Here is a 12,079-nt window from a genome sequence, read left to right as displayed (position 1 = left end):
CAACCCTGGAGCTATGCTGTTGGCGAAACACAGCTTCGGCATAGGGTTTCTCACCAGCTTTCTCACAGTTAGCTTCCAGGGAAAATACCTGATCGGCTTAAGTGCCTGGCACATAGTGGATACAAGATCAACCGAGCAGAAGCAGGATGAAAATGTCAGATCACCAGCCAGGGGCAGCCTCCGAATCACAGCCGGAGAGCCCGCAGAATCCATCAGCAGCCGAATCCACTGAAGCCGCCCAGCCGCAGGGCTGGTGGGCGCGAAAAGATGATGAGGCACAGCCAGCTTCGGGGGTTGCGGAAGCCGCTCAGGCTCCGACCGAGCAGTTCGGCCAGCCTGAACCGGTGCAGAACCTGACTGGTCAGAATTCAGCGGACCAGGGTTCAGCATCCCAGAGTTCAGCGGCCCAGTACTTCTCTTCGGCTTCGCAGGCTGCGGCAGATCAGCAGCCCGGCGCGAGTCAGGCGGCGGACACTGAGACTTCTCAGCAAGCCGGGACCCATTCGGCGGGGTTCAATGAGACGCAGCCTCTTGCCGCTCAGCCCAGCACCCAGCCGCTGAATTCGGCCCAGCCGAGAACCGATTACCCAACTCCGAATTACCAGGCGCCAAGCCAGCAAATACCGAGCCAGCAAATACCAGGTCAGCAGGCGCCGCTGAGTTCGGAACGCCCACAACCCCGCTACGGGCAATACGCTTCAACCGGTTCCGCCCCCAGTGGTTCGCCGCAGTACGGGCAGCAGAACGGTTATCAGGGTGCGGGCTCGGGGGCCGCCTTCGGCACCCCGACCCCGCTTCCCGGAGATCCGGCAAAGACGGCTCAGAAGCCCAAAAGACGTTTTGGTACCGGTGCCGTGGTCAGCGGCATGGTGATCGCGGCGCTGATCGGAGCAGGCGCTTCGCTGGGTACTACGGGTCTGCTCAACAGCGACCAGTCCTCGGCCGGTTCGGTGCAACAGGGGCAGAACTCCCCGGTGATCGTGAACAACACCGATTCGGTGAATGCCATTACTGCGGCCGCTGCCAAAGCCTCACCCTCCGTGGTGACCATCGGCGTGACGTCCGGTAGCTCGGGTGGCACCGGCTCGGGCATCATTCTGGACACCGACGGCCACATCCTGACCAATACCCACGTGGTAACGCTGGATGGAAAGGCCGCGAACCCGACGGTCCAGGTCAAGCTCAACGATGGGCGGGTTTTCACCGCCAAGATTGTGGGGACCGATCCGCTCAACGATCTGGCCGTGATCAAAATCGATGCGCCGAATCTGCAAGCCGCTGAACTAGGCGATTCGAGCAAGGTCAATGTGGGGGACACTGCGATCGCCATCGGCGCGCCGCTCGGTTTGAGCGGGACAGTGACCGACGGCATTGTCTCCACGGTGAACCGCGCCATCTCGGTGGCTTCTTCGGCCGTTCCAAAACAGCAGAGCGATTCTTCGCAGGACAATAACGACGGCGGCAACGGTGGCTACAACTTCGCTCCGCCGGACGGCTCTTCGCCCAGCTCCAATGCTCAGGGATCGGTCAACCTGAATGTGATCCAGACCGATGCCGCGATCAACCCCGGTAATTCCGGCGGTGCGCTGGTCAATTCATCGGGTCAGGTGATCGGCGTCAACGTCGCCATCGCGGGTACCGGTTCTAGCTCCAATGAATCCGCCGGGGGGAATATCGGCGTCGGATTCTCCATCCCGATCAATACCGCCAAACGGATCGCCCAGGAGCTGATCGCCACTGGCAAAGCCAGCCACGGTCAACTCGGAGTGAGCGTGCAGCCCAAATCTTCCGCCGGCGGAGACCAGCAGCAGTCCAGTTCCTTCTCGGTCGGCGCTGCGGTCGCTGAGGTGACCAAGGGCTCAGCGGCGGATAAGGCGGGGCTCAAAGTGGGTGACGTGATCACCAACTTCGGCACTCGGGTGATCGACGACGCTTCCTCGCTCACCGCCGCGGTTCGGGAACAAGCCGCTGGCAGCACCGTCAAGGTGACCTTCTTGCGGGGCGGTAAGTCTCAGTCCGCTGACGTCACTCTCGGGGAAGCCAGCAGCTAAGACGCTGACAGAGGATCGTTCCGGTGGCACCTGAGCCCACCGGAACGATCCTCTCTCATTCCTTAGGTCGATTCCTTAGATTCGTTCCGGCGAGCGAAGCACAGCCGAGACCACCGGCGTCGTCGCTTTCAGGCTGAGCCAGACCAAGCTGATCCCACCGGCCAGGCAGCCGAGCACCATCAGCACAGTGGCTGGATTCATCAGCAGCGACATTGCGGTGAGTGGAAAGACCACTACGGCCGCTATCAGCGCTGAGCCCAGGGAGACGATACGCAAGGGCGACATCACCGCTCTGCTGCGAGCTGCTTCCATTATGCTCAGCGGGGCCCCCAGCCGATCCATGCTGACCAGTACATCAGCGCGATCCAGAACCTGCGACGCCTGGTTGACGCCGACTGAACAGGCGACCATCAGGAAGGAGATCACCAGGGTGATGATCACGCCGGTGCGCAGATCGACCATCAGGTAGGCCTCGTCGCTGGCCGCATCACCGGGATTCATCTGACCCACCAAGGCCAGACCGACTCCGCAGAAAACAGCCATGAAACTGGTCATCGCGACGCCGGAGACCTGCCGCCAGGCGGCTTTGGGTGATTCCAGGATCTGCCTGCTGGCCAGTAACCGGACGGGAGTCTTCGCCCGCTTCCACTGCCGGCGTGCCAGCATTCCGATCACCGCCGGACCCATCAGATTGAGTACGCCGATCACGCCGCCGAAGCCGACGAGCAGCACGACGGAGATCGCCGTCCACGAACCGAAGGCAGCGACATTGGACATCAGCAGGTAGACCACCGCTACCCCGGCCGCTCCGATCACGATTCGCTGCCAGGCGACGCTCGGCGGATTCTGCCGGGTGCGAACCCCGAGCGGAGAGATATTTACTCTGCGTAGACCGATCACCGCGCTGATCGCGGATAAGAGCATCACACCGAACACCACCGCCAGGACGAGCAGCGGATTGAGCCAGAGCGCGCTGGCTCCCAGGGCTTCACCGCGAAAGGGGATCAAACCGACTAAGGGAACCAGTACCAGGTAAAGCACGATGCCCGCCAGGGCGCCGGTCAGTGCCAGGGCACTCGATTCCAGCACGGTCATTGAATTCACCGTCGCCGGGGTGGCCCCTAGAAGCCTGAGCGTGGAGAGCTTATCGTCCCTGCGGCGGGCGGAGAGCCTCGCCCCTGAGCCGCCCAGGGCGACCAAGGGCACCGCGAGCAGCGCGACCGCGATGATCGCCAGCATCTGGTAGGTTCCGGCGTAGAGATCATCCCAGCGGAAGAATGACAGGGTTCCCGCTAACACAATGAGCAAGAGCGCCGTGGTGAGCGCGAAAGCGACCACCGGAAGCACCAGGGTGCTTCGGCTGGCTCCGCCACGCGCGGTGAGCCAGCTCAACCGGGTAACTGTGAGCAGTCCGGTGCTTTGCTTCAGCGGCGCTACTGCGAGGGCTGCGCTCATTGGGTCACCTGAGCTGGACGCACCGGCGCGGTGAAGGCCTCGGTCGGCTGAGTGGTCGGTGAGCTATCGTGGATCACTCGTCCATCGCGGACCTCCACCAATCGCCCGCAGCGTGCAGCCACCGCCGAGTCGTGGGTCACCAGCACAAGCGTTTTACCGAGACCCACGGTGCTTTTCAGCAGGGCATCCATCACCTCTGCCGAGGTGCTGGAGTCCAAGGCTCCTGTCGGTTCATCGGCGAAGATCACGTTTGCCCCGGTGACCTGAGCCCGGGCAATGGCCACTCGCTGGGCCTGGCCGCCGGAGAGTTCTCCGATCCGGCGCTGTTCCATGCCCGCCAGGCCGAGGCTGGCCAGCCATTGCTGGGCATATCCCTCGGCCTGAGCCCGTGCTGTGCCGCTGAGCATCAAGGCCAAGGCTACGTTCTCCAGCGCGGTCAACTCGGGGAGCAGCAGCCCTTGCTGAAAGACGAAGCCAAAAGACTCTCGGCGCAAACGGGAACGTTCCGTTTCTTTCATTGCGGAAATGGTCTGCGCACCGTGCGGGCCGGCGAAGCCGACCATACCGGCATCGGGGGTGATGATTCCGGCCAGGCAGTGCAGCAGCGTGGTCTTACCTGAGCCGGAAGCTCCCATAATGGCCACTGACTCACCGGTGCGCAGATCGAGATCGATGCCCGCGAGGGCTACGGTGCTGCCATAACTCTTGTGCAGGTTGCGAATGCTGAGGATGTTTGTCATATCTATAGCTTGCTCGGCTCAGCGGGTTGCCGGCATCGCCCGCTGGCAGGATTCCGGCGCCCGATGACTCATACTGTGGGTTGACCCCGGATTGATCAACTAAGCTCCAAGACAGAGGTAGTCACAAACGAAGGAGTGTGAAAGTGAGCGATTCTGAATTGTCTCCGCTGACGATTGCCGTACTGGTGAAGTACGTTCCGGACGCCCAGTTCGATAGGCATCTGACGGGACAGAATTCGAACCTGGACCGAGCTGAGAGCATCCTGTCCGAGCTGGATGAATACCCGCTCGAAGCTGCACTGCAGCTGGCCGAAGCGCGCGGCGGAGAAGCCGCGGGCAACCGGGTGATCGCAGTGACCATGGGGCCGGAGAGTGCGGTCGGAGCGGTCAAAAAAGCTTTGCAGATCGGTGCTTACGAAGGCGTGCACCTGAGCGACCCGGCGCTCGCCGGTTCTGATGTTCCGGGCACCTCTCTCGCACTCTCGGCGGTGCTGAAATCACTCGGCGCGGTGGATCTGGTGCTGACCGGAATGGCTTCCACTGATGGGGAGACCTCCCTGGTGCCGGCGCAGCTAGCGGCTAGGCTAGGGCTTCCGCAGGTCACTTTTGCCTCTTCCCTGGAGGTGGCGGATGGGGTGCTGACTGCGCGGCGCGATGGCGATAGCTACGCCGAGGTGATTGAGGCTTCCCTGCCGGCTCTGGTCTCGGTGACGGATCAGATCAATCAGCCGCGTTACCCCAATTTCAAAGGCATTATGGCGGCCAAGAAACGCCAGATCTCGGTGGTCTCACTCGCCGATATTGGTCTCGACGCCGCCCAGGTCGGCCACGCTGGTGCCTGGACCAAAGTGCAAGAGGCCGTGCCCAGGCCGCCACGCAGCGCGGGAGTGCTGATCACCGACGAAGGTGATGCCGGTGTGAAGCTGGTCGATTTCCTCGCCGAACAGAAGCTGCTTTAGGAAGGTCATTGAAATGAGCACAGTAGTTGTTTTTATTGACCGCCTGAATGATGGCGGAGCTGAGGTCGCTGAAACGGGACTGAGCAAATCTAGCCGGGAGTTGCTGACCCTGGCACGCGGCGTGGGGGAGCCGGTGGCAGCGGTGGCGGGGGCGCTTTCCGACGTCGTCCGGCGCGAACTCGGTGAGTACGGTGTGCAGCGAGTACTGCACAGCGAGCAGGCTGAACTCGGGGATTATCTGGTGGTACCGAAAGCGGAATTCCTGGCCGAAGCTGCTAAAGCGGTTTCCGCCACGGTGGTGCTGACCGAGAATTCCAGCGAAGCCAAGGAGATTGCGGCCCGAGCGGCTCTGCTGCTCGAGGCCGGAGTGATCTCCGATGTAATCGGCTTGACTCCGGAGCTGCAAGCTGAGAAGTCGGTGCTGGCCGGGTCCTACCTGGTCTCTGTGGGGGTTTCCTCGGCTGGCTCGGTTTTCGCGGTGAAGGGAAATATCCTCGAAGCGCTGCCGACGGAGAATCCGGCCGTCCCGGAGGTCCAGGAACTGAGCGTTGAGTTCTCCGCGGCTGCTCGCGGTGCCAGGATCGTGCAGCGCACGGCCCGTGCGGCGAGCAGCCGCCCTGAGCTGACCGAGGCCCGGATCGTGGTGGCCGGAGGCCGTGGGCTGAACGGTGATTTCGCCCCGGTGGAGGCCTTGGCCGACGCCCTGGGGGCCGCCGTCGGTGCTTCGCGAGCCGCCACCGACGCGGGCTGGATTGACCACTCCCTGCAGGTTGGACAGACGGGGAAGACGGTGTCACCCCAGTTGTACATTTCGGTCGGAATCTCCGGAGCGATCCAGCAGAAGGCGGGGATGCAGACCTCCAAGTTGATCGTGGCGGTCAATAAGGACCCGGAATCCCCGGTCTTCGAGATCGCCGATTTGGGGATTGTCGGAGATCTGTTTAGCGTGCTGCCGCAAGCCGTCGAGGAGATCAAACGCCGTCGGAGCTGAGATCCATCCAACGCTGTGACACCTAGAGTCGGAATGAAGGGTTCAGAACGACTCTAGGTGTCAGCGTTGCGGGTGAATCAGAGCTTTTCAGCGGCGTAGATCCTGATCGCTTCCAGCAGGTACTCAGGACTCACTCCGGCTTTCTCGTAGAACTTCCGGAATCGCTCGTCGTCGACATATAGTTGGGCGAGACCCGGGTAGCTTGCGGCGTCCGGGGTCCAGCCCAGGGCGATCCAGCGGTAGTGGCGTTCGACGGCGGCCTGCACCCGCGCGTCGTCGGCGGTCAAACCGAGTTCCTGGCAAGCCGCCAGTTCCTGGTTGATCGCATCCGCTTCGGCCATCATCGCTTGGCGTCCTTCCTGGCCCAAAGCCGACCAGCTGGCATTGGCTTTCTGCACGGCGTCCTCGCCCCAGCGTTCAATCGCTTCGGCTTCGTAGGGGTTTTTATCGAATCCGCTGAAGATCTCTTCGGCTTTCATGGTGCCTCCCTTGCTATACGCTTTCCCCTCGGACAAGGACGCCATAGTGGATTGCACGGTCTCGGCGAGTTGCGACATCCGATCCCGCTCAGCGAGCAGCCAACGGTGATGAGTGCGAAGTGCTTGCAACTCGTCGGTCTGGCCGCGCAGTACTTCGGCGATGGTCTCAAGGCCCAGGCCCAATTCACGGAGCAGCAAAATGCGCTGCAAGCGAATCAACTCCGCCTGCTGGTAGTAGCGGTACCCATTGTGCGCCGTCCAAGCCGGCTTCAAGAGACCGATCTGATCGTAGTGCCGCAGAGTTCGTGAGGACACTCTGGAAATTTTCGCCACTTCGGAGATCGACCAATCGGTTTCCGGCATTTTGACCCCGCTTTCAGGCCGTAGTCCTTTGAGGAATGACGTGTGTTCGGACTTTCCGAACAGTAGAGAGCCTAAAAGTTGACGTTACGTTAAGGTCAAACCGCTGTCGAGCATCATTGATCAGAGCTCTCCGACGCGTCCAGCTCTTGACGCGTTAGAGATTGATGGCTGAAACCATCACGGGAGCAGAACTCGGCTTATCGGATCCCCCAGAAGGCTCCACGGTAATCGCCAAAGCCTCGCCGTTTTTCAGATTCTTCACCAGGGTTGGTTTGCCCAAATCAGCTGCCGAACTCATCAAACCCAAGGATGCTGGATCCCCACCGTTGGTTGGAACCAGCCATAGCTGATAAGTCTTACCGGCCTGAGGCGCAGGTACCTCGCTCATCTGGAGCACCGCTGCCTGCTGCGAACTGGAAAGTTTGATGGTGGCTTCGCCACCGCCTTGCACCGGTACGACTTTATTTTGCACATCGGAGGCGGTGATCACCTGATTGACCGGATCCTGACTCTGAATGAAGGAGTTCACCCCGAAGGAACCGGCAACGACGATCGCGGCCGCTGCCACTGCACCCATCAGCCAGCCACGTACCGTGCGGGCACGCGAACGGCTGGAAGCTGAACGCTCAGAACCCGAGCTCTCGGAACGCTGAGCCTGCCGCTGCTGGCGGCGAGCTGAGAGTTCGTCGCCAGGCACGACGGCGAGCTCCTCGGAGCCGAGGGCTTGAGTCGGCTGCGCCGATTGCTCGGTCTGAACTGAGATTTTTGATTGAATGGCTTCCCAGAGCCCGGCGGGTGGCTCCTCCTCCACCGTGGCATAGGCCTCGGCGATGGTTTCCCGGATATCCCGTACTCGCGCGGAGAAATCCCGCTGCACCGGTTCGGGTGCAGCGCGCAGATACTCCTCGATCTGGGCACGCTCCTGATCATCGACGGCGTCCAGCGCTACTAATTCGGCCAACTCGAGAACCCGGCCTTGCGCGAGGTCTCCGCGGATGTCTTCAGAAAAATCTTCATTCATCTCAGTTCACCTCCAAACATGATTTGAGTCGTAAAAGCCCGTCTCTGATTCTTGATTTCACCGTCGGCACGGCTGCCCCCAATTTTTCCGCGACTTCTCGGTAAGTCAGGCCGCCGTAATAGGCCAACCGGACTGATTCTTGCTGAGTCTCCGTCAGGCTGCCCAGACACTTCACGACCGCTTCGGCATCGAGCTTGTCATTGACGGTTTCGGCGACCTCGTCGTGATCCATCGACTGGCTGCTCGCGCCATAGCGGGCCTCTCGGTCGGTGGCACTCTGACTTGACCGCACCTTATCCACCGCACGGCGGTGCGTAATGGTCATTAACCAGGCCATTGCGGAACCCGATTCGGCACTGAACCGATCGGCGTTTTGCCAGATCTGCAAATACACCTCTTGGGTGGTGTCCTCTGCGAGGTCGGGATCGACCAGGACCCGACGAGCCAGGCCATATACCCGGCGCGAAGATCGCCGGTAGAGCTCCTGGAAGGCCTGTTCATCGCCTAGAGCGGTTGCCTCGATTAAGCCCGCCAGACTTGCCTGGGCTTGATCCGAACTTTCGGCAGCGTCAATTTCCTGAGGTGTATCCATCGCCCTTAAGCTTAGGCGCATAGAACTGCGCTGAGTCAGAGGGCGCGCACTATCCAGCATTAATGCCATCAGACCGCTCCCAGCTCCTCGTCATCCTCATACCTGCTATTCGGAGCGGCAAGCTGTTTGGATGGCTCAGTGAATCCCGACGCCGATCAGGGCATCGGCGTGCAGCTCCATACCCTGCACCGAAGCCCGGATTCGGCTGCGGATTCTTTGTTGAGCAGCTGGTTCAGCGGGTAACGCAGCCCGCAGCAGGCTTCCCTGCACGAAGTGCCAAGCGGAATCTGGGGTCAGCGGCACTCGATAAGGGACCGGCTGAACCCGGAAGTCCTGTAACGAGCATGCTGCCGCGAGCGCTTGCAGTTTCTCCGCTGAGTTCAGCTTGCCAATGTTCCGGGCTTCAGCTGAAGCCTTGGTCACCACTCCTTCTTCCGCGCAAGCGGCCAGCACCGTGCTGACGAGCGGTTCAAAGGGCCGGTTCTGCCAGCAGCTGAAGGCGAGGCGTCCGCCCGGTCGCAGTCGAGAGCAGAGTTGTTTGACGGCGAGTTCCGGATCGCCGAGGAAGAACACCCCGAACCCGCAGAGCACCAGATCGTAGCGAAGCTCGGAGCGCCATTGCGAGATCTCCGCAACCGCGTAGCTCAGTTGCGGCAGTGCCCTGCTCTGATACTCGGCTTGCCGGATCATCGCCGGAGAGACATCGATCGCGTCAACCCGGCCCCTCGGGCCAACCGCACGAGCCGCCGGAATCGCCGAGGTGCCATTGCCGCAGCAAGCATCCAGGACCAGTTCCCCGGGAGCTGGTTGCGCTTCTGCGACGAGCAGATCAGCTAACGGCTGCCAGAGCTGCTCACGCCAACTGCCGAAGTCGCTTGAAGCGCCGTCCCACAGCGAAGTCATGGCCATCGTTCAAGCCTTGATCGCCTTGGCCACCAGGGTGTCCGAATTGAAAGCCACCGGTTCACCGAGGGCCATCACAGAGCCGATGAACTCGTGACGCACCCGGGAGATCGCCTCCGGATCACGCGGCAATAAGGTGCGCCAGCCGCTGCCCATCACAAGAGCCCACGCCATTTCGGCGCTCACGCTCAATTGCAGGGGGTGCGTGCTCACCTCGACCGAGCTGAGCCCGCTGCGCAGCAGGAAGTCCTTCAGCAGCTCAGCGTTCGAGATCAGTTCCATATTCTGATTCGCTAGCGGCACCACCTTGGCTAGCCGAGGACGTTCGGTCACCGCGGCCTGCAGAATCAATTCAGCCAAGGGGGAGAGCGCACCCTGGACCCAGGTATTGAGCACCAGACGTCCACCGGGCCGAAGCATTGAGGCCAGATGCGCGACTCCTTCGTCCATAGCCGAGAAGAAGAACATCGAATAGGAGCAGAGCACGGCGTCGAAGGTGCGGTGGCCGCGCCATTGGGTGACATCCGCGTGAGTCAGGGTGGTGTTCAGAATGCGTTCGGCGGCCAGCTTTTTCCCGGCTAAGGCCAAAAGGCCCGAGGAGAGATCCACACCGTCAACGGTGCCCTGCGGGCCCACCGCGTGGGAGGCAGGGAGCGAGACTGCGCCTGAACCACAGCAGGCGTCTAGGACTTTTTCACCGGGTTGCAGGTCGGCGATCTCCACGATGGTGCGAGCTGCCGGGTCCCAGAGCGCCTCGGACCAAGCTTCGAACTGCAGAGCCCCGTCGGTGAAGGCGAGGCCCGGATCTCGTGCTGACATGCTCCCTCTTCCTATCGAACTCAATGCTGCGCACCTCGGAAGCCGTTTTGCCGCCAGGCCTCATAGACCGCGATAGAAGCGGAGTTCGCCAGGTTGAGCGAACGTAAGCCCGGCAGCATAGGCAACCGCACACGTGCGGTGATCTGCGGGAGCCGCTTGACCTGCTCGGGGAGGCCCACCGATTCGGGGCCGAACATCAAAACGTCGCCCTCCCGATAGGCCAGTTCGGTGTACGATTCCTCGCCGTCCGAAGTGAAGGCGAAGACTCGCTCGGGCTCGAGGGCACGCCAGGCGCTCTCCAGGTCGGGATGCACCCGAAGCACTGCCAGATCGTGATAATCCAGGCCTGCCCTGCGTAATTTGGAATCCTCTAGGTCGAAGCCGAGCGGTTCCACGAGGTGCAGCTCTGCACCGGTAATAGCCGCCAAGCGAATGGCATTGCCGGTGTTGCCGGGGATCTCTGGGGTGTAGAACAAGATGCGAAACACCCATTCAGTCTATGTCTCCCACCAGCTATCCCAGCCATTCCGAACCAGCCATCCCACCGAATGTGACTGGAGTGAGAGATCTGGCTGGAATGACAGCACTTCTGCCCCACGGGTAACACTCAGTGGGACGGCGGATTCGGGTTTGGCTGGCTTGGGCTAGTACATCCCGAGCAACTAGTACATTCCGCCGAGCAGCCGGGAGAGCAACTGAAGGTCAACCACGTTGGGGGTTTCTCCAACGGCCAGGAAAGAGCCGAGGTCACGCCCTAACCGCGCAGCCCCCACCAGGTTGAGCCCGGGGCCGCCGTCGGGTTCATTGCCCCGGGTGTAATCGATCACCGGTTGATAAGGATTGCCGCTCGGGCTTTGCACCACGATCCAGCCAGAGACCGTGCATTCCGGGAAGATGCGACCCAAGGCATGGACGGCGGAGAGAATCTTGGGCGGTTCGACGCCGCGGCTGCCGTGCACCAGGGTGCTCCCGTTCCAGCGATAGGCGCCTTCGGGGACCATCATCGACCCGATCACGGCCAAGCGATACCCCATCATCACCACATGGTCCAGATAGCTATTGTCGACGGGGGAGTGCAGACCATTGAGGATCCGGGCAGCGGGGTAGCGGTTGAGGATCTGCTGCTGTACGAGTTCAATGGTGCGGGCTTCTCTGACCAAGCGCGCCTGTGCTCCGAACAAGCCGCGCTTCCGCGGGGCACCGTGAATCTGACGGCTCGCCAGTTCAAGCGAAAGCACCGGCGTCGTCGAACCATCAAAAGCCGGCACGAAGACCGGTAATTCGCTCGCGCTACTGGTTTGAGCGGTGGGCCGCGGAGTACTGAATCCGGCGCTGGGGCTTCCCGCTGAGGCGTAGGAACGATCATAGGCCTTGCGCAAAGCCGGATCTATCAGGGTCTGATAGGCCTCGCTCACCCGACGGAAATCTTCCGCACTGCCGCCGTGGTCAGGATGCGCGGTGCGCACGGCGCGTCGATAGGCTGCTTTGACCTGCTGGCTGGTGGCAGTAACCTCGATCTGCAAGACCTCGTAATGCGTGCGATACTGACGGCTCACAAACGGCCTTTCCACACGATGGCTAAGCGGGTCTTCTGCCCGTAATATGGTGCGTCATTGAAGGTGAGCTTGGCAATTTCCGCTCGGCCCGGTTCATCGGCCCGATGAGCTGAGTAGCTCTCGGGTGCCCGGCAGGTCTGGAGGATGGAT

General features: G+C 61.6%; 12 protein-coding genes. 3 read left to right on the top strand and 9 right to left on the bottom strand.

Going from position 1 to position 12,079, the window contains the following annotated elements; all coding sequences use genetic code 11:
• Window positions 1–152 precede the first annotated feature (152 nt).
• Window positions 153–2,051: a S1C family serine protease gene (locus ABDK06_RS03705; protein WP_394939034.1), complete on the top strand. Its 1,899-nt coding sequence runs from the start codon at window positions 153–155 to the stop codon at window positions 2,049–2,051.
• Window positions 2,052–2,126: 75 nt separating this feature from the next.
• Here ABDK06_RS03705 and ABDK06_RS03700 read toward each other — a convergent pair whose 3' ends face one another.
• Window positions 2,127–3,506, bottom strand: a complete 1,380-nt coding sequence (locus ABDK06_RS03700) for an FtsX-like permease family protein (protein ID WP_394939032.1) — start codon at window positions 3,504–3,506, stop codon at window positions 2,127–2,129.
• The gene (locus tag ABDK06_RS03695) at window positions 3,503–4,246 is read right to left on the bottom strand and encodes an ABC transporter ATP-binding protein (RefSeq protein ID WP_394939030.1); all 744 of its coding nucleotides are present in this window, start codon (window positions 4,244–4,246) and stop codon (window positions 3,503–3,505) included. Before ABDK06_RS03695 ends, ABDK06_RS03700 begins: the two co-directional genes overlap by 4 nt.
• A 167-nt stretch (window positions 4,247–4,413) precedes the next feature.
• Between ABDK06_RS03695 and ABDK06_RS03690 the strand changes: the two genes are divergently transcribed.
• Together ABDK06_RS03690 and ABDK06_RS03685 are read left to right on the top strand one after the other, a co-directional pair.
• A complete protein-coding gene (locus ABDK06_RS03690) occupies window positions 4,414–5,205 on the top strand; it encodes an electron transfer flavoprotein subunit beta/FixA family protein (protein WP_394940790.1) in 792 nt (263 codons plus the stop codon).
• A 13-nt stretch (window positions 5,206–5,218) separates the two neighbouring features.
• A complete protein-coding gene (locus ABDK06_RS03685) occupies window positions 5,219–6,196 on the top strand; it encodes an electron transfer flavoprotein subunit alpha/FixB family protein (RefSeq protein ID WP_394939028.1) in 978 nt (325 codons plus the stop codon).
• A gap of 77 nt (window positions 6,197–6,273) precedes the next feature.
• Here the strand turns inward: ABDK06_RS03685 and ABDK06_RS03680 are convergent, their stop codons facing one another.
• From ABDK06_RS03680 to ABDK06_RS03650, 7 genes are all read right to left on the bottom strand, one after another.
• Window positions 6,274–7,038: a MerR family transcriptional regulator gene (locus ABDK06_RS03680; RefSeq protein WP_394939026.1), complete on the bottom strand. Its 765-nt coding sequence runs from the start codon at window positions 7,036–7,038 to the stop codon at window positions 6,274–6,276.
• 154 nt (window positions 7,039–7,192) lie between these two features.
• Window positions 7,193–8,059 (bottom strand): anti-sigma factor, encoded by an 867-nt coding sequence (locus ABDK06_RS03675; RefSeq protein ID WP_394939024.1) that lies wholly within the window; start codon window positions 8,057–8,059, stop codon window positions 7,193–7,195.
• A gap of 1 nt (window position 8,060) precedes the next feature.
• Complete coding sequence (sigK, locus tag ABDK06_RS03670) at window positions 8,061–8,651, bottom strand: ECF RNA polymerase sigma factor SigK (protein ID WP_394939022.1); 591 nt, start codon at window positions 8,649–8,651, stop codon at window positions 8,061–8,063.
• 135 nt (window positions 8,652–8,786) lie between these two features.
• Entirely contained in the window at window positions 8,787–9,560 is a 774-nt protein-coding gene (locus ABDK06_RS03665; protein ID WP_394939020.1) for a class I SAM-dependent methyltransferase, read from the bottom strand.
• Between the two features lie 3 nt (window positions 9,561–9,563).
• A complete protein-coding gene (locus tag ABDK06_RS03660; protein WP_394939018.1) occupies window positions 9,564–10,373 on the bottom strand; it encodes a class I SAM-dependent methyltransferase in 810 nt (269 codons plus the stop codon).
• A 20-nt stretch (window positions 10,374–10,393) separates the two neighbouring features.
• Complete coding sequence (locus ABDK06_RS03655) at window positions 10,394–10,861, bottom strand: tRNA (cytidine(34)-2'-O)-methyltransferase (RefSeq protein ID WP_394939016.1); 468 nt, start codon at window positions 10,859–10,861, stop codon at window positions 10,394–10,396.
• Between the two features lie 174 nt (window positions 10,862–11,035).
• A complete protein-coding gene (locus ABDK06_RS03650) occupies window positions 11,036–11,929 on the bottom strand; it encodes a J domain-containing protein (protein WP_394939014.1) in 894 nt (297 codons plus the stop codon).
• Window positions 11,930–12,079: the final 150 nt, after the last annotated feature.

Source organism: Psychromicrobium ferritrahens (assembly GCF_043789415.1).
GTDB lineage: Bacteria > Actinomycetota > Actinomycetes > Actinomycetales > Micrococcaceae > Renibacterium.
This window is presented reverse-complemented; position numbering and strand designations above follow the sequence as displayed.